Annotated in this window: 12 protein-coding genes; 10 read left to right on the forward strand and 2 right to left on the reverse strand. The window is 72.4% G+C overall.

Features of this window, described 5'->3' with window-relative positions; translation table 11 throughout:
* Nucleotides 1-104 precede the first annotated feature (104 nt).
* From L1857_RS13030 to L1857_RS13045, 4 genes are all read left to right on the forward strand, one after another.
* Nucleotides 105-551, forward strand: coding sequence for a hypothetical protein (locus L1857_RS13030; protein ID WP_198958185.1), 447 nt, complete (start codon nucleotides 105-107; stop codon nucleotides 549-551).
* 27 nt (nucleotides 552-578) lie between these two features.
* A complete protein-coding gene (locus L1857_RS13035) occupies nucleotides 579-995 on the forward strand; it encodes a cupredoxin domain-containing protein (RefSeq protein ID WP_116110032.1) in 417 nt (138 codons plus the stop codon).
* Between the two features lie 213 nt (nucleotides 996-1,208).
* Nucleotides 1,209-1,733, forward strand: a complete 525-nt coding sequence (locus L1857_RS13040; protein WP_249465195.1) for a hypothetical protein — start codon at nucleotides 1,209-1,211, stop codon at nucleotides 1,731-1,733.
* A gap of 128 nt (nucleotides 1,734-1,861) precedes the next feature.
* Nucleotides 1,862-2,380 (forward strand): DUF6529 family protein, encoded by a 519-nt coding sequence (locus tag L1857_RS13045; protein ID WP_240325270.1) that lies wholly within the window; start codon nucleotides 1,862-1,864, stop codon nucleotides 2,378-2,380.
* Nucleotides 2,381-2,476: 96 nt separating this feature from the next.
* Here the strand turns inward: L1857_RS13045 and L1857_RS13050 are convergent, their stop codons facing one another.
* On the reverse strand, nucleotides 2,477-4,159 hold the full coding sequence (locus tag L1857_RS13050) for a right-handed parallel beta-helix repeat-containing protein (RefSeq protein ID WP_094004939.1): 1,683 nt from the start codon (nucleotides 4,157-4,159) through the stop codon (nucleotides 2,477-2,479).
* A 64-nt stretch (nucleotides 4,160-4,223) separates the two neighbouring features.
* Between L1857_RS13050 and L1857_RS13055 the strand changes: the two genes are divergently transcribed.
* The 3 genes from L1857_RS13055 (at nucleotide 4,224) to L1857_RS13065 (ending at nucleotide 12,652) form a co-directional block, all read left to right on the forward strand.
* Nucleotides 4,224-5,126 (forward strand): SseB family protein, encoded by a 903-nt coding sequence (locus tag L1857_RS13055; RefSeq protein ID WP_158224412.1) that lies wholly within the window; start codon nucleotides 4,224-4,226, stop codon nucleotides 5,124-5,126.
* Between the two features lie 77 nt (nucleotides 5,127-5,203).
* Nucleotides 5,204-8,440, forward strand: a complete 3,237-nt coding sequence (locus L1857_RS13060; RefSeq protein ID WP_249465197.1) for an AfsR/SARP family transcriptional regulator — start codon at nucleotides 5,204-5,206, stop codon at nucleotides 8,438-8,440.
* Nucleotides 8,441-9,391: 951 nt separating this feature from the next.
* Nucleotides 9,392-12,652: a BTAD domain-containing putative transcriptional regulator gene (locus L1857_RS13065; protein WP_249465199.1), complete on the forward strand. Its 3,261-nt coding sequence runs from the start codon at nucleotides 9,392-9,394 to the stop codon at nucleotides 12,650-12,652.
* A gap of 130 nt (nucleotides 12,653-12,782) precedes the next feature.
* Here L1857_RS13065 and L1857_RS13070 read toward each other — a convergent pair whose 3' ends face one another.
* Nucleotides 12,783-13,472 (reverse strand): helix-turn-helix transcriptional regulator, encoded by a 690-nt coding sequence (locus tag L1857_RS13070; RefSeq protein WP_094004941.1) that lies wholly within the window; start codon nucleotides 13,470-13,472, stop codon nucleotides 12,783-12,785.
* An 86-nt stretch (nucleotides 13,473-13,558) separates the two neighbouring features.
* Between L1857_RS13070 and L1857_RS13075 the strand changes: the two genes are divergently transcribed.
* The 3 genes from L1857_RS13075 (at nucleotide 13,559) to L1857_RS13085 (ending at nucleotide 18,024) form a co-directional block, all read left to right on the forward strand.
* Nucleotides 13,559-15,955: an ATP-binding protein gene (locus L1857_RS13075; RefSeq protein ID WP_429727756.1), complete on the forward strand. Its 2,397-nt coding sequence runs from the start codon at nucleotides 13,559-13,561 to the stop codon at nucleotides 15,953-15,955.
* Nucleotides 15,956-17,094: 1,139 nt separating this feature from the next.
* Nucleotides 17,095-17,493, forward strand: a complete 399-nt coding sequence (locus L1857_RS13080; RefSeq protein WP_240323461.1) for an ESX secretion-associated protein EspG — start codon at nucleotides 17,095-17,097, stop codon at nucleotides 17,491-17,493.
* Nucleotides 17,494-17,553: 60 nt separating this feature from the next.
* A complete protein-coding gene (locus L1857_RS13085; protein WP_116115256.1) occupies nucleotides 17,554-18,024 on the forward strand; it encodes an SRPBCC family protein in 471 nt (156 codons plus the stop codon).
* The last annotated feature ends 337 nt before the right edge of the window (nucleotides 18,025-18,361 follow it).

An 18,361-nucleotide genomic window follows, 5' to 3' on the forward strand; every position in this document is an offset into this window, starting at 1 on the left:
GGATTGTCACGAATCGGTATAGCCGCAATCCCGCACGCGGGACTGCGTCGAATCATCCGTACCGCTCCAGCCCCCGGTGGAACCGCGCTCACCCGGGAGGCATCGTGAAACTGAGAGCATCGCCGGTGGATGCGGCGCCCGGCCGAAGAATTCTCACCGTCGCGCTGCGACTGATCACCGCGGCGGCGCTGGCGATGGACGCGTACGTGCACTTCGACCTGGCGTCCACATACGACACCGTCGCCGACGTGATCAGCCAGGGCACGTTGTTCCGCGTCACCGCCGTACTCGCCGTGGTAGCCGGGTTGCTGGTGCTGCTGGTCAACCGCGTCTGGGCCCCCGCGTTCGCGCTCCTGGTCGCGGCCGGCGCCCTGGTGCCGGTTTTGCTGTACCGCTACGTCGATGTGGGCGAACTCGGTCCGATACCGAACATGTACGAGCCGGTCTGGTACCCGGACAAGACGCTGACCGCCGTGGCCGAAGTGGTGGCGGTGGCCGGTGCCGCAGCACTCCTCGTGCTCGCCAAGCGCCGATCCGGCCGCGCCGCCTGACTGCGTCGAACAGGAAAGAGAAGAGAAATGCGCACAGTGTTGATCGCAGTGGTGCCGGTGGTGATCCTCGCCCTGTCCGGGTGCGGCGGAGGATCGGAATCCCCGGCGCCGCCCGCGTCCCCGGCCGCACCCGGGCAGGCCGAGCCGGCACCCGGGTCGACGGTGATGACCAAGCTGCTGAAGTTCGACCCGGAGAAGCTCACGGTCAAAGCCGGAACCACCGTGGTGTGGAAGGTCAGCGACCAGCTCGGGCACACCGTCACCACCGGCACCTTCAGCGTCGGCGGCAACAACCTCCGCACGTCGGAAAACCCCGATGGGTTGATCGACATGCCGCTGACCAAGGACGAGGAGGTGTCGTTCACCTTCGGCAAGCCCGGCACCTACACCTACTACTGCTCGATCCACAAAGGAATGAACGGTGAAGTCACCGTCACCCCTTGACAGCAGCACAACCCGGAACAACGGAAGGGTAAGATCATGAAACACCCACTCCCCAGGGGGGCGGCACTACTCGCTGCGGGACTGCTCGTGCTCGCCGGGTGCAGCTCGGGCGAAGAGTCCCAGGCGCCGCCGCCTTCGCCACCGTCGCCGACATCGGCGCCTGCGGCCACCGCGGCCACCGGTAAGGCCGCCACGACGACTGCCGCGGCGGAGTTGCGTTCCGGCCTGACGTACCTGCTGACCGAACACGTCTACGCCGCCGGGATCGCCGTCACGACTGCGGTGTCCAAGGGCGGCGACATGAACGACGCGACGGTGAAGGCCGCGGTCGAGGCCCTGGATGCGAACTCGGTGGCGCTGTCCAAGGCCGTCGGTTCGGCGTATCCCGATGCCGAGCAGCCGTTCCTGGAGTCGTGGCGTCAGCACATCGGTTTCTTCGTCGACTACACCCTGGGCAAGGCGACCGACGATCAGGCCAAGGTGGACAAGGCCAAGACCGATCTCGACGGCTACCGGACCTCGTTCGGGCAGCTCATCAATTCCGTGGTGCCGGAACTGCCGGCCGGCGCCGTCGCCCAGGAACTGCAACCCCACGTGCAGAGCCTCTTCGACGCCATCGACTCCGTGGTGGCCGGTGACGGCCAGGCCTTCGCCAAGCTGCGCACCGCGGCCGAGCACATGCCGATGACCGCGGCCACCCTCGCCGGTGGCATCGCCGAGAACAAGAAGCTCAGCTAGTCCCGTCGGCCAAGGCCGGCCGGCTCGGTCACCCGACCGGCCGGCCGGTCTTGACACCTCACTCGGGAGATCCCATGAACACCGGCCCAACACCACCGCGGAGCCGGCAGTCCCGCACACCGGCCGTGGTGCTGGTGGCAGTGCTGTTCGCCGGAGCGGCCGTTTCCCTCACCCTCGGCCTGCTCGGCGCCGCACTCGGCGAACCCCGCAGCCTGCCCACGTGGGGCTTCTCCAGTGTGCAAACGTTCAAGGCGTGGCTGGCCGGCGCGGTGCTCGTGCTGGTGCTCGCCCAGCTCGTCACCGCGCTGTCGATCTACCAGAAGCTGCCGGGCCGGCGACCGGCACCGCGGTGGGCGCACCTGCTGCACCGGATCACCGGCACCGCCGCGTTCCTGGCCGGCCTCCCGGTCGCGTTCTACTGCCTCTACGGCTTCGGGTTCGACGCCACCACGCCACGCACGCTGATGCACTCGCTCGCCGGATGCCTGTTCTACGGGGCGTTCACCACGAAGATGCTCGCGCTACGCGGCAAACGGCTGCCCCGGCTCGTCCTGCCGCTCGCCGGCGGGGCGACCTTCACGCTCTTCGTCCTCGCCTGGACGCTCGGCGCGGCGTGGTGGTTCCGGCAAACCGGGCTGACGACGTGACCACGGGCCGCTCGACTGTCCGATCAGGAGGGAAAACCTGGCGTGCCCGCGCGGCCGGGGCCGCCGGCGACCCGCTCGTGAGCGGCAGCTGCCCGGTCAGCCCGTGCCGCGGACCGCCTCCAGCAGGTCGTCCAGCGTGAGGGTCCGCAGGTCGTCGCGGGTGGGGCGGTGGCCCAGCGAGCGCAGCCGCGTCGACTGGGCCTTGCGCATCCGCTCCAGCAGCTTGCGCGCCTCACGCGCGTTGCCGAAGTTCTGGTCCCGCTCCATCTGCGCGAACCACTCCAGCAGCGCCACGTCGAGGTCCTCGCCGAGCAGGTAGTCGTCGTTGCGGGCCATGTGCAGGCTGATCGACACCAGTTCCTCGGGGCTGTAGTTCTCGAACTCCAGCGTCTTGCCGAACCGGGACGCCAGACCCGGGTTGGCGTCGAGGAACTCGCCCATCTCGCCGGTGTACCCCGCCACGATCACCGCGACCTCGTCCCGGTGGTCCTCCATCAGCTTCACCAGCGTGTCGATGGCCTCCTGGCCGAAGTCCGCGCCACTGCCGCTGGAGCGGGACAGCGTGTAGGCCTCGTCGATGAACAGCACGCCACCGCGTGCCTCGTCGAACGCCGACGCCGCCTTCTCCGCCGTGTGACCGATGTACTGGCCCACCAGATCCCGCCGCGAGACTTCCTTGAACCGCCCGTTTGGCAGGATCCCCAGCGCCTTGAGCAGCTGGCCGTAGATGCGCGCGACGGTGGTCTTACCGGTACCGGGCGCGCCGGCGAACACCAGGTGGTTGCTCACCGTGCCGACGGACAGCCCCTCGCTGCGGCGCCACTCGTTGACCTGGATCTCGTCGATCAGGCCGCGCACCTCGGCCTTGACGCTCGCCAGGCCGATCATGCCGTCGAGCTCGCCGAGCAGCTTGTCGACGGTCTCCAGGTCCTGGTGGTTGCCGGTGGTCGCGACCGCGCCGACCGGGACCTTGCCGCGCGACGGGTCGCCTTCGCGGATCTCCGTGCGCGCGCCGTCGGCGAGGTGGATGCCCGGCACGGCGGTGTTCTCCACGCGGCAGTCCTCGATCACGCCACCGCAGCCGCGGCCGACGCTGATCCCGGCGCCCTGCGTGTCGTGCACCCAGCAGGTGCTGATCGTGGGCGAACTCTGGTCCGCCACCGCGACCCCGGCGTCGCCCGTCTGCGAGATGTCGCAGCGGTCCAGGCCGGAGTCGCCGGCCTGGTACATGTACACCCCGCGGAACCCGCACCCGGCGATCGTCGTGTGCTGCACCTTCACCCGCGCGCCGAGCCGCAGGATGACGCCGTCGTCGGCGATCTCGCGGATCTCGCAGCGGTCGATCACCCCGTCGGACTCCTCGACGACGATCCCGTACTGCGCGCCCGTCACGTGGGTGTTGCGGACCTCGATGCGGTCGGCGCCGGCGACGTCGATGCCCGGCGCGAACCCCGCGGTGGCGGTGCAGTCGACGATCTTCACCTCGCCGCCGCGCACCCGGACCGAGGAGTGCTCCTCGGAGGCGAACTTCAGCCCGATCAGCTCGACCCGGGCGTCGGTCAGCGACACGACCGGCTGGTCCGGGAACGGCGAGCTGATGGTCACGCTGCCCGCCTCGCGCGCCGACAGGGTCACGTGCTGCCGGTTGATCGAGATCGGCTCGGGGTAGTCCCCGGGCGCGATCGAGATCACCGCACCGTCGTCGGCCGCCTCGAGCGCGTCGCGGATGGTGGGCAGGGCGCCGCGCTGGTCAGGGGCGACGAAGAGGGTGCGTGGCATGGCTTCCGTGGTTCGGCCGACTAGGGTTTGCAGGACAAAAGGTACCCCAGAGAGGCAAGCACGCGTGGAACCTTCCTGGCAGCCGGGCAATGACCTCGAGCACGCGCTGATGGCGGCGATCGAGGAGGGGGACCCCCAGCGCTACGCGCGGCTGGTGCTGGACGCGACCTTCTACGTGCCGGTGCTCCCCGATCCCGGCACCCCCGAACGAGAAGAGGTGACACGTCAACTCGGCCTGAGCGAGCACGACATCCTGGTCTTCACCTCGCCCGCCGTGCTCGGGCGGTTCCTCGGACCCGACGCCCGCGGCCACACCACGGCGACGTTCGCCGAGCTGACCGCCGGGGCGGCGGAGGAGGCCCGGTTCATCATCGATCCGGGCCTGCCCATCACCGCGGTCCTGCCCCCGGCCGTGGTGCCCGAACTGGCCGAGGGACGGCAGGCGACCGCGCCGGTGTCGGAGCTGCGCGACGTCGTCCGCGACGAGGTGCGCCGTCTCGTCCCGTTGCTGTCGCTCGCGGAATTCGCCGGCGACCGGGAACCGCGCACCGACCTGCCACCGTCCAACGCTCTGGAACACGCGCTGGCCGCGGCGCTGGCGGAGCGGAACGAGGAAGCGTACATGCGGGCGCTGGTGAGCGGGGAGGTGGTGGTCCCGACCACGGGACCGGTGCCGGCCAACGACCTTCCGGGCATCCCGCCGCTGCCGTGGCGGCTCGCCGGCACCGACGAGATCCCGGTGATCACCGTGTTCTCCTCGGTGGCCATGCTGGAGGAGGTCGCGGGCAAGGACCAGCACTACACGACCGACCTGCTGTTCAACGTGTTCATCCGGTGGCCGGACGAGCGCCACGTCCTGTGCGTCAACCCGGGCGCCGAGACGGAGATGGTCCTGTCCGGACAGGCGGTGCTGGAGATCACCGACCTGATCGCGACGGACCTGTCATCCGATGGTGGTGGTTCCTAGCGGTCCGGGTGCGTCTTCTGGTTGTTTGCAGCCATGACCCGGGCGGTGGCCCGCGTGCGGAAAGGTGATGACGAGCTGTGCCCGAGACCCCGTCCCGCCCGGTGCGGTACCGGCTGCTGGGCCCGATCGAGGTATCGGGACCGGACGGGCCGGTGCGGCTGGGCGGGCCGAAGCAGCGGTCGGTGCTCGCGGCGCTGCTGCTCGCCGCCGGGCGCGTGGTGCCCGACGAGCAGCTGTTCTCCCTGGTCTGGGGTGCCGCGCCGCCGGCGACGGTGCGTGGACAGGTGCAGGTGTACGTCTCCGAGCTGCGCAAGCTGATCGGCGCCGACGTGATCAGCCGGCGCGCGCCGGGGTACGTGATCGAGGTCGGGCCGGGGGAGCTGGACCTGCACGAGTTCGACGACGCCGTCGCCAGGGCGCGGGACGACCTCGACGCCGGCCGCGTCGGTGAGGCGGCCCGCCGGCTGCGCGCGGCCCTCGACCTGTGGCAGGGACCGGCGCTGGGCGGGGTCACGCAATCGCTGCTGGACCGGGAAGGCCCGGCGCTGGCCGAGAAGCGGCTGAGCGCGCTGGAGGACTACTTCGACGCCGAACTCGCCGCCGGGCGGCACCGCGCGGTGGTCACCGAGCTGCGGCAGGAGGCCGAGGCCAACCCGTTCCGGGAGCGCCTGCAGGCCCTGCTGATGCTGGCGCTGCACAAGTGCGGGCGGACGCCCGAGGCGCTGGAGGTCTACACCGCGGTCCGGTCCCGGCTCATCGAGGAACTCGGCGTCGAGCCGGGGCCGTTGCTGCGGGACACCCAGGTGCGGCTGCTGCGCGACGAACCCGAGGAGGGGCCGGTGCCGCGGCAGCTGCCCGGTGACGTGCCGCAGTTCGCGGGGCGGATGCGCGACCTGGCGCGGCTGGACGCGCTGCTGCCGCTGGACGGCAGCGGCGGGCGGCCGTCGGTGTCGGTGGCGGTGGTCAGCGGCGGCGCGGGTGTCGGCAAGTCGGCTTTCGCGGTGCACTGGGCGCACCGCGTGCGGGAGCGGTTCCCGGACGGGCAGCTGTACGTCAACCTGCGCGGCTTCGATCCCGGTGCGTGCGCGATGAGCGCGGCGGAGGCGGTGCGGCGGTTCCTCGACGCGCTCGCCGTTCCGGCGCAACGGATCCCGGTGAGCGTCGAGGCGCAGGTCAGCCTGTACCGCAGTCTCCTGGCGGACAAGCGGGTGCTGGTGGTGCTGGACAACGCGCGCGACGCCGGCCAGGTGCGCCCGCTGCTGCCCGGCGCGCCCGGCAGCTTCACGCTGGTGACGAGCCGGAACCAGTTGTCCAGCCTGGTCGCGGTGGAGGGCGCCGCGCCGGTGAGCCTGGATCTGCTGTCCGACGCGGATGCCCGCGAGCTGCTCGCGCGGCGGCTGGGTGCGGACCGGGTCGCGGCGGAGCCGGAGGCGGTCGCGGCGATCAACACGCTGTGCGCGCGGCTGCCGCTGGCGCTGGCGATCGTCGCCGCGCGGGCCGCGACGAACCCGGGGTTCACGCTGGCGGAGCTGGCCGCCGAGCTGCGCGCCGCGCGCGGCGGGCTGGACGCGTTCGAGGGCGATGACGCGACGTCCGACGTGCGGGCGGTGTTCTCGTGGTCGTACCACGCGATCAGCCCGGAGGCGGCGCGGTTGTTCCGGTTCCTGGGGCTGCACCCCGGGCCGCACGTGACGGTCGCGGCCGCGGCGAGCCTCCTCGGGGTGCCGCGGGTGAAGCCGCTGCTGGCCGAGCTGTCGCGGGCGCACCTGGTCACCGAGCGCGCGCCCGGGCGGTACGCGTTCCACGATCTGCTGCGCGCGTACGCGATCGAGCTGACGCACGAGGAGGACTCGGAGGCGGAGCGGACCGCGGCGGTGCGGCGGATGCTCGACCACTACGTGCACACGGCGCACGCGGGCGCGGCGGGGTTGAGCCCGCAACGCGAGCCGCTGGTGCTGGACCCGCCGGCGCCGGACGTGGTGGCCGATCCGCCCGACGACGCGGGGGCCTGGTTCGCGGCCGAGCACCCGGTGCTGCTGGCGGCGATCGACCGGGCGGCGGCGACCGGGTTCGACACGCATGCGTGGCAGCTGGCGTGCGCGTTGAGCCACACGTTCGTGCGGCAGGGCAGGCACTGGCTGGGGGAGCCGCGGACGTACCAGGTGGCGCTGGAGGCGGCCACGCGGCTCGGGGACCCGGTGGCGCTGGCGCACAGTCATCGGGGGCTGGCGGTGATCCTGACGGCGCTCGGCCGGGACGTGGAGGCGCGGGAGCAGCTGGACCGGGCGCTGGATCTGTTCGAGGAGCTGGGGGATCTCGGGTACCAGGCGGATGTGCGGCAAGGGCTGACGTGGGTTTGCGATCGGCTCGGGGACTACGCCGAGGAGTTCCACCACGCGCGGCGGGCGCTGGAGCTGTTCCAGGCGGCGGGGAACCGGTCCGGGGCGGCCAGCGCGCTGAACAACATGGGCTGGAGCTGCGCGCGCTTGGGGGATCACGAGCAGGCGCTGGCGTACTGCAAGGAGTCGATCGCGGTGCAGGCCGAGCTGGGAAACCTGGTGGGGGAGGCCAATGCGTGGGACAGCGTCGGGTACGCGCAGCAGTCGCTGGGAAACCTGGACGAGGCGGTGCGCTGCTACGAGGTCGCCGTGGGGCTCTACCGGCGCCACGGAAGCCGCTACTACGAAAGCCGAACACTGAACCGCCTGGGCGACGCCCACCTGACCCGGGGCGACGGCGCCGCCGCGAGGCGCGCCTGGCAGGCGGCGCTGGACTTGCTGGAGGAGCTCGGTTCACCGGACGGAGGCCAAATCCGAGCGAAGCTCGGCGGAGCGGCGGTCGTCGGCGGGGCGGCGGTCGTTGGTGGGGCGGCGGTCGTTGGTGGGGCGGCGGTCGTTGGTGGGGCTTCGTCAGGTGGGGCTTCGTCCGGTGGTGGGGCTTCGTCTGGTGGCGGGGCGCCGTCCGGTGGTGGGGCTTCATCTGGTGGTGGGGCTTCGTCCGGTGGTGGGGCTTCATCTGGTGGCGGGGCGCCGTCCGGTCGTGGGGCTTCGTCAGGTGGTGTGGCTTCGTCAGGTGGGGCTTCGTCTGGTGGCGGGGCGCCGTCCGGTGGTGGGGCTTCATCTGGTGGCGGGGCGCCGTCCGGTGGTGGGGCTTCATCTGGTGGCGGGGCGCCGTCCGGTGGTGGGGCTTCATCTAGTGGTGGCGCGCCGTCCGGCGGTGGGGCGCGTGAGGGCGCGGCGGTCGTCGGTGGGGCGCGCGGTGGTGGGCCACCTGAGGATGCGCTCGACGACGCTACCTCCGAGCAGCGCTCCTAGCTGCCCCGGCGGTGAGTGAACGGACCATTCATGCCCGCGCGAATAGCACATTTCGTGAGGGGCCGAGCGGCAGTCTCGTCCGCCTGCAAGCGGCCGGTTCAGTGGCGGGAAGAGATGAACGGACCATTCATCGCCGCGCGACTGGCGCTCTCGTGGGCCGGCGAGTGGTCTAGTGGTGGCGGGAAGCGATGAATGGTCCGTTCATCGCCGTGCGAGTGGCTCTCTCGTCGGCCATCGAGGGGGCCAGTCGCGCCGGGAAGGGATGAATGGTCCATTCATAGCCACGTGAGTGGCGCTGTCGTCGGCCGGCGAGTGGTCCAGTGGTGGTGGGAAGTAATGAACGGACCGTTCATCACTGCGCGAATGGCGCTCTCGTCGGCCCGTGAGTGGTCCAATCGCGGTGGGAAGCCATGAAGGGTCCGTTCATCGCGGCGCGACCGGCCGTCTCGTAAGCCATCGAGGGGGCCAGTCGCGCGGGAAGCGATGAATGGTCCGTTCATCGCCGTGCGAGTGGCGCTCTCGTCGGCCGGCGAGTGGTCCAGTGGTGGCGGGAAGCGATGAATGGACCATTCATCGCCGTGCGAGTGGCGCTTTCGTGGGCCATCGAGGGGGCCAGTCGCGCGGGAAGCGATGAACGGACCATTCATCGCCGCGCGAGTGGCGCTCTCGTCCACCACCGAGGGGCCCAGCCGTGCCGGGAAGTAATGAACGGACCGTTCATCACCTCCCGAACAACCCACCCGCACCCATCATCACCCTCCGCAACCGCCCCTCACCCACCGAACCCACCAGGCAACACCCGCATGAACTTCAGGCAACCAACGCAACCCGAACACCCCTTCGAAGCGTTTTCGAAGCGGGGTTTGTAACTCTGTCGGAGTAACGCGGGAACGGCCGGGCGCACCAGTGCGTCCCAGGCTGCGAACGACGAAGATCGGGGGCGGTGAACGAATGAGCGACGGTTCGCGGAGCCGCTTGGGTGCCCTGGTCCAGGGCTTCCGCCGGCGCGCGGGTCTCACCCAGCGCGAGGTCGCCGACCTGGCCGGGCTGAGCGTGGCCGGCCTTCGTGACGTCGAGCAGGGCCGTGTCACCCGCCCGCGCGTCTCCACCCTGCGCAAGCTGGGCGACGTGCTCGGCCTGTCCCGGGTGGAGCTGGGCGAACTGCTCCGCGAGGCCGGCAGCGAACAGGCCACCAACCCCGGCCTGCGCGTCGAAGTCCTCGGGCCGCTGCGGGTCATCGCGGAGGGTGAACTCGTCGACCCCGGCTCGGAGACCCAGCGCACCCTCCTCGCCCTCCTCGCGCTCTCCCCGAACACCCCCGTCGGCCGGGACGCGCTCGTCGAGGCCGTCTGGGGCGACCAGCCCGACAGCGGCACCGTCGACCTCCTCCAGTCCCGCATCTCCCGCCTGCGCCGCCGCCTCCAGGCCGACCCGGAAAACGGTTTCATCGTCTCCGCCCGCGGCGGCTACCAGCTCAAGGTCGCCGAGGGCCAGCACGACCTGCTCCTGTTCCGCCAGCTCGTCGCCCGCGCCCGGCACGTCCGCGAAGACGGCGAACTCACCGAAGCGTGCGGCCTGTTCGCCGAAGCCGTGGGCCTCTGGCGCGGCGAACCACTGGAAGGCCTGAGCGCGCTGGAATCCCACCCGATCGTCGTCGCGCTCGTGCGGGAGTACCGGGCCGTCGTCGTCGAGTACGCCGGCGCCGCCTCCGACCTCGGCCGCTACCAGGAGGTCCTGCCGCTGCTCCAGCGCGTCGCCGAGGCCGACCCGCTCCACGAGGCCGTCCACGCACGCCTCATGATCGCCCTCGCCGGCAGCGGTCAGCAGGCCGCCGCGCTCGACGTGTTCGACACCCTGCGCCGCCGCCTCGCCACCGAACTCGGCGCCGACCCCGGCCCCGAGCTGGCCACCGCCTACCAGCGCGTGCTGCGCCAGGAGGTCGCGCGCCCGGAGTTCGCCCCGGTCAGCGCCCACCGGCAGCTGCCGCTGGACACCGCCGACTTCAGCGGTCGCGAGGCCGAACTGACCACCCTGCGGGACGGCCTCCGCGCGATCGACGGCGGCACCGCGGTCGGCATCGCGCTCATCGAGGGCATGGCCGGCGTCGGCAAGACCCGCCTCGCGGTGCACGTCGCGCACCAGCTGCTCGCCGAGGGCCGCTACGGCGACTGCCAGCTCTACGTCGACCTGCGCGGCCACTCCGACCAGCCGCCCGCCGACCCGGCGGCGGTGCTCGCCTCGTTCCTGCGCCTGCTCGGCGTGCCCGGCGACCAGATCCCGCCCAGCCTCGACGAGCGCGCCTCCCTCTACCGCGACCGCGTCTACGGCCGCGACGTGCTGGTGCTGCTGGACAACGCGGCCAGCGAGGACCAGATCCTACCCCTGCTCCCGGCCGGCCCGACCAACCTCGTCCTGGTCACCAGCCGCCGCGCGCTCGCCCTCGACGGCGCCCGCACCCTGCCGCTGGACGTCTTCACCCCGGCCGAGGCCCGCGAACTGCTCGTCCGGGTCGTCGGCGCCAAGCGGGTGGAACCCGAACCCGAAGCGGCGCGGCGCGTCGGCGAGCTGTGCGGGTGGCTGCCGATGGCCGTCGCGCTCGCGGCCCGGCGCCTGCAGTCCCGTCCCACGTGGACGGTCGCCGACCTGGCCGCCCGGCTGGCCGAAACCGGCGACCGCATCGACGAACTGGCCGCGGGCAGCCGCCGCCTGCGTGCCGTGTTCGAACTGTCCTACCAGGCCTTGGCGGCCGACGAACAGCGTCTGTTCCGCCTGCTGGGCCTGCACCCCGGCGCGGACTTCACGCCCGAATCGGTCGGCGCGCTGGCCGGGCTGGCTCCGGCGCGGGCCAGGTGGCTGCTCGACCGCCTCGTGGACGAGAACCTGGTCACCGTCGTCACGCGCGACCGGTACCGGCTGCACAACCTGCTCGCCGAGTACGCGCGCGGTCTCGCCCGCGACCACGAGCCGGAGCCCGCGCGGCGCGCCGCGATCACCCGCGTGCTCGACTTCTACCTGCACACCGCGGCCCGCGCCACGCACCTGATCTACCCGGCCAAACACCTCCCGCTCACCGGCGCCGCGCCCGCGCACGGCCCCGTGCTGCCCGACCGCGAGGCGGCGAAACGGTGGCTGGAGGCCGAGCGGCCGTGCCTGATCGCCGCGGTGAGCCTGGCCGCCGAGCAGGGCTGGCCGACACACGCCTGGCAGCTGACCCGGTGCCTGCGCGCGTACCTGTACCTCTACGGCTACAGCCACGACCACGACTGGGTGCACACGCACGAGGCGGCGCTGGCGGCCGCGACCGCCGCGCAGGACAGCGTCGGCGAGGCCCACACCCGCTCCGACCTCGCGGCCGCCTACCTGCACCACGGCCGCGCCGCCGACGCGCGCGAGCAGTTCCTGCGCGCGATCGACCTGCACGGCGAGAACGGCGAGCGGGAACTGGAAGCCACGTCGCTGACCGCGCTGGGCGTGCTCTGCCACCGCGTCGGCGAGTTCCCCGAGGCGCTGCGGCTGTTCCGCACGGCCGGGCCGCGCTGCGCCGGGGACCCGTGGCTGGAAAGCGCTGTCGCGGCCAACCTCGGCGCCACGCTGGCCACGCTCGGCCGGCTCGACGAGGCCGTCGACCAGTACCGGCACGCGCTGGTGCTGTCCCGGCAGGCCGGCGACCCGGACGCCGAAAGCGGCGCGCTGGCCGACCTCGGTGACGCGTGGCGTCGGCTGGGCCGGCACCGCGAGGCGATCGAGCACTTGAAGGAGGCCGCCGACCTCGCCGAGGCGCACGGCCTGGAGCCGCGGATCGCCTACGCGCGGCACCGGCTCGGCAACACCTACCGCCGGACCGGCCGGTTCGACGACGCGCTCGGCAACCTCAACGAGGCGCTGCGGATCGTCCGCACGGTCAGCGGCCCGGCGACGGAGAGCGAGGTGCTCGTCGACTTCGGCGGCGTGCACCGCGACATCGGCGACCTGCTCACCGCCGCTGACCTGATCGAGGCCGGCCTGCGCGCCGCGATCAACCGCGGCGAGCGGTACCAGCAGGCGCGGGCGCTCAACGAGCTGGCGGAACTGCACCGGTGCGCCGCGCGGGCCGGGCTGGCGCAGGACTACTGGCGCCGCGCCTACGCCCTGTTCGACGAACTGGGCACGCCGGAAGCGGCCGAGCTGCGCGACTTCACCGGAAATTGCTGGCCCGTCACGTCCGTGGCCTGACTCCGAACTCCCGGGACGGCCATCGCCCGCCCCGGGACCAGCGGACACGCCGAGGCGCCGCCTCGCCTCGGCGTGTCCGCCACTCAACGGCCGGATCCGGCACCGTCCACTCCGGACGTCCGGCGCCCGCTCAGATTAGCCCGTTGCGCAGCGCGTAGGACACCGCGTGCGTGCGGTTGCGCAACCCCAGCCGGCTGGTGAGGCTGTGCAGGATGTTCTTCACCGTGCGCTCCGAATAGGACATTTCCGCGGCGATCTCCGCCGTGTCCTGGCCGTCGGCGAGCCGGCGCAGCACCTCGGTTTCCCGGCGCGACAACCCGTTCAGCATCAGCTCCCGCGGCGACAGCACCTCGCGCTGCAGGCGGGCCAGCCCGTGCAGCACCTGGCCCAGCTGCTCGGCGGGCAGGTGCCCGTGGCCCTGGTGCGCGTCGGCGATCGCGCGCAGCAGCCGGGTCGTCGTCAGCTCCGCGCGCGGGATCAGCACCACCAGGCCGTTCTCGATCGCGGTCCACAGTTCCGCCGGGCGGGGCGTGCCGGTGATCAGCACCAGCCGCGCGTTGGTGGGGGCGCCGGCCACCAGGTCCGGCAGGTCCGCCGCCGACCCGGTCATCGCGACCAGCACGTCCGCCGACGCGGGCGGCCCGGCGACCACGTGGATGCCCGGTTTGCCCTGGATCTCACTGAGCAGGCCGGCACGCAGGAACACGTCGTCGGCCAGCACCGCGACGCGGACCACGGCGCGGTCGGCAGCCGGAACGGCGTGCAGGCGGGCGGCGGGCCGGCCGCCGGGGATCTCCCGCGTCGCGGGGCTGAACGGCATAGGGCCACCTAACCGTACCGATACAGGGGGAACCAGGCGGAAGCACCGGCAGGTTTTCGGCTCCTGAAGTTCTGCCGGTTTAATGGGTGGCGGTGAGCGAGACACTGGATCCAGGGTCACCGGGGGAGGATCCGACCTTCGGTGAGCTGCTGCTACGCCATCGCCGCTCGGCCCGGCTCACGCAGGCCGATCTGGCCCAGGCCTCGGGTGTCAGCGTCCGCGCCCTGTCCGACCTGGAACGCGGCCGGGCCCGCGCCGCGCAGCGCCGCTCGACCGAGGCCCTCGCCGACGCGCTCGGGCTGATCGGCGGCACCCGCGAGGACTTCCTGGCCGCCGCCCGCGACGGCCGCCGCCGCAGGTCCAGACCACCGGCGCCGTTCGCGGGCCTGCCGCCGGCCGCGGTGCCGGACCTGGTGGGCCGCGAGCACGAGCTGGACACGCTGCGCTGCGCCGCCGCCGACGCGCTCACCATCCCGAGCGGGGTGGTCGTGTCGCTGGTCGGGCATCCGGGCGTGGGCAAGACCGCGCTGGCCCGCACGGCCGCGCACCTGCTGGCCGGCGAGTTCCCGGACGGCTTCCTGTCGGTCGACCTGCGGGGCATGGACGACCAGCCGGTCACCCCGCGCGCGGCGCTGGACGTCCTGCTGCGCGGCCTGCACGTGCCGGCGGCGGAGATCCCGGCCACGGTCGCCGAGCAGTCCGCGCTGTTCCGTTCGCTGCTGGCCGGCCGCCGTGTGCTGGTGCTGCTGGACAACGCGGCCGACGAGGCCCAGGTCCGCCCGCTGCTCGCGGCCGCCACCGGCTGCCTGACGCTCATCACCTGCCGGCGTGCCCTGGCCGGGCTGGAGTCGGCGCGCTGGTTGTGGTTGCGGCCGCTGGAGACCGCGGACGCGTCGGCGCTCGTCGCGGCGATCGCCGGGCCGGACCGGGTCCGCGCCGAGCCGGAGGCGGCCGCGGAACTGGCCGAGCTGTGCGGGAACCTGCCGCTGGCGGTGCGGATCGCGGGCAACCGGCTGGCGAGCCGTCCACACTGGACGATCGCCTACCTGGTCGACCAGCTGCGCGACGAGAACACGCGGCTGGCCGCGTTGTCGGCCGGGGATCTGCGGGTGCGGTCGGCGTTCGAAATGTCGCACCGGCGGCTGTCCCCGGCCGCGCGGTTGGTGTTCCGCCGCCTCGCGGTGATCCCGGGGCCGGATTTCGGCGCCGACCTGGCGGCCGTCGCCACGGGCATGGCGACGCCGGACGTGCGCGCCCACATCGACGAACTGGTCGACGCGAACCTCCTGCAGGCCGGGAGCGTGCCCGGCCGTTACACGTTCCACGACCTGATCCGCCTGTTCGCGCGGGAGCGGCTGGCGGCCGAGGAGGACGCCGGCGAGACGTCGGCCGCGATGTGCGCGGTGCTGGACCACCTGCTGGACGCCGGGATCGAGGCCGGGCGCCTGTTCTACCCGGACGCGCTGCGCGATTCGGTGGAGGCGAGCCGGTTCGCCACGCGCGAGGAGGCCGGCGCCTGGCTCGACGCGGAGGCCGCGAACTGGCTCGCCGCGCAACGGGTCGCGCTGACGCACGGCAAGTACGGGCAGGTGGTGGACCTGGCCCGGGCGCTGCACTGGTTCTCCGACGGCCGGATCCAGCAGCTGCCGTGGGACGAGGTGTTCGCGCTCGGCGTGGAGGCCGCGCGGGCGCTGGGCAGCCGTGCCGATGAGGCGGTGCTGCTCAACTTCCTCGGCTGGGCGCGGTACTACTGCCTGGGCGACAACGAGGGTGGCCGCGCCGCGCACCAGGAGGCGCTGGAGATCGCGACGGAGATCGGTGACCGGCGCGAGCAGACGTGGGCGCTCGGGTACCTCGGTTCGGTGCTGTTGCGGCTGGGGCGGCCGGCGGAGGCGCTGGACCACGTCGAGCGGGCGGTCGGCTTGGCGGACATGGATTTCTGGTTGGGGCAGGGCTCGATCCGGAACGTGCTCGGGAGGGTGTTGTGCGCGGTCGGTCGTCCGGGGGAGGCGCTGCTGGTGCACCGCGAGGTGCTCGCCGACACCGATCGTCACCGGGAGGACGCGAACCCGTTCACGTACCGGTTCTTCCGGGCGCTGACGTTCCAGCTGATGGGCCGTGCGCTCACCGAGACGGGGGACTGGCCGGGCGGCGCGGAGGCGTTCCGGACCGCCCGGACCCTGTTCGAGAAGGGCGGTTTCGCCGTGCCGGGCGCGGAATGCGCCGTGCAGGAGGGCACGGCGTGGCGGGAGGCCGGGCGGCTCGGGCTGGCGGAGGACTGTTTGCAGGCGGCGTTGGGGGTTTTCACGGACGTGCTCACGCGGTGGCAGCGGGCGCAGGCGCTGGCGGAGCTGGCGCAGGTGCTGGAGGCGACCGGACGGCGCGCGTGGGCAGAGGAACACCGCCGCGAGGCGCTTACGCTGTGCGAGACCCTGGACACCGAGGCAGCGGCCGAACTGGGGAAGCGCTTGCTGGAGGGGTGACCGCTGGGGCCGGCCTTTCTCGGCGGTGCGCCGCAGCTCGGGCGGGCGGTCAGCCGCTGAGGGCCGTGGATCGCTGCCGGGTTGGTTGGGTGGGATGGTCGTTGCTGCGACGGCCCGTCCGCGGGCCTCGCAACTGAGGCGGCTGGTGAGCCACTGAGGCCGTGTTTCACTGCCGCGTGGGTCGCCTGGGCTGGTTTGTCCTGCGGGCAGGGCTGCATCGATCGCGGGCCGCACAGCTCGGGCGGCGGGTGCGCCAGTGAGAGTCCACGGGTCTGTCCCGCTGCCGGTTTTCGAGCCGGGCGGGCACGGTTGACCGACCGATAGGGCATGCCGGAGCGGGCCCGCTGGCGTCGCGGCCGCCGCCGGGTTTCACTGAGCGTGATCTGGGCAGGAACGAGCAGCACGGGAGCGCGGACGTGGGCGAGCAGGACGCGCAGAATTGGCCTGCGCGCAGCTATCGCGAACTCCACGAAACGTTGCGCGTGGTGAACCGCACGACCGCCGCGGTCGCCGGGTCGTGCCGGGGCAAGGCTTCGTGGGTGCTGCATCGCAGCGGGCGACGGAACCCTCGCCGAGCCACCGTCGCTCGACCTGGAGGAGACCCTGGAGCGCCTGTTCGCCCACGGAGCCGAGGGCCTGTTCGAAGCAGCCGGCGACCTGAGACCGCCGAACGTCCGGGCACAGCCTCCGGTCCGGGAAACCTCGACTTCCGGCGGAGCGATCCGCCGGTTCCGTCCGCGCCCGTGATCAGCGGTCCGCGGGCGGCGCCACCCATCGGCCGGGTGCGGTGAACTCGCCCCGGCCGCCCGGCACGCGAACCACCGGCCCGGCGATCCCGGGTTCCGGCGGTTCTGCCTCGTTGTGCCCCGGCACCGCCGGTTTCGGCGGTGCCGGGAGCCCGGGCAGCGGTGGCGGCGCGTTCACCGTCCGGTTCGGCGAGGCGGGGCCCGGCGCAGGCGGCCGGGTCCCCGCTGCGTGACCGGTGTGGCCCGCCGAAGACCCGACTTCGTCCTGTCCGCGCCGTTCGACCTGCCGCGGGGCGACCTCCAGCTGCCGCCCATGCTCTAACCGCCGCGGGTGCCGAGCACCGGCCGCACCCCGGCCGAACGCGCCCGGCTCACCGATGAGGTGTACGGCTCGTGTGCGGAACGCGGTCTCGCCTCGGGGGCGACGCCTCGACTCCCGGCTGGAGGCGCCGCTGTCTCTGCTGGCCGGTCCGGAGGTGTGTCGACGCCGCGGGGCACATCGGTCACCCGGTCCGGGCCCTCGCCGTAGCCGCTGGCCGCACCGGAGTGCCGGCCCTCCTCGCCGGTGGTGAGATCTGGCTGACCGAGATCCCGCCGTCCGCGCTCGTTTCGGCGATCGTCTCGGTGTTCCCGCCCGGAATCCCGGCGCCCCGGGCCACCCGTTCGCTGTGGACGCACTGGCCGGAACCCGTTCCCGCAGCGGGCAGATCGGAACAAACACCGGGATACGATCGTCCACTGTGGTCACCTGGTTCGGCACCTCCCTGGCCGAACGCGGGACCGCACTGTTGACGGACACCGCCAAGATACATACTGTAGGTATGTAACTGTCCGCGGTGTTGCGAGGTGTCCATGGCGCACGCAGGGCCCAGTGCCACGGGCCGGATCGAGATCGGCGCCGAGCCGGGGCGGGTGTACGACCTGGTCAGCGATCCGGGTGTGCTCGCGGAGCTGGCCGAGGAGTACAGCGGGTTCCGCTGGCTCGCCGGGGTGACCGGTGCCCGGGTCGGCGCGCGGTTCCGCGGGATCAACCGCCGCGGGGTGCGGTTGTGGAGCACCGTCAGCACGATCACCGACGCCGACGAGGGAAAGCGGTTCGCCTTCGAGGTGCGGTCCCTGGGAATTCCGGTGTCCCGGTGGCAGTACGACATCGAACCCTCGGCTGATGGCTGCGTGGTCGTCGAGAGCACGTGGGACAAGCGGCCCGGTTGGTTTCGTGCGCCCAGTTCGCTCGTCACGGGTGTGTGGCAGCGCGAGGACAAGAACCGCGCCAACATCGCCGCCACCCTCCAGCGACTGAAGGCTCGCGCCGAACATCGCTGACGTCCTGCCGGGGAAAGACGCCTTCCCCGTGCACGATGCCCGTGCGCTCGCGACCATGCAAGCCGGTTGGCGCTGGAAACTCTGGCCCACTCCGCTGGTTTCGGCCGGGTCGCTGGGTGAGTGGCTGAGCCACTTGAGGCAGTCGTATAGCGGCTGGCGAATTCGCTTACTGGACGAGTGGCTGGACCGCTTGGCTGGCATCAGGGTTGAGCGGCAGTGGGGAGTGCCTGGGCCGCTGGGCTCCGGAACTGCTGCCGGACAGGGTTCCGTGGATTGGCTGAGCCACTGGGTTGCGCGGCAGGCATTGGGAAAGTGGCTGAGCCACCGGTCCGGAAGG

Source organism: Amycolatopsis thermalba (assembly GCF_023376025.1).
Taxonomy (GTDB): domain Bacteria; phylum Actinomycetota; class Actinomycetes; order Mycobacteriales; family Pseudonocardiaceae; genus Amycolatopsis_E; species Amycolatopsis_E thermalba.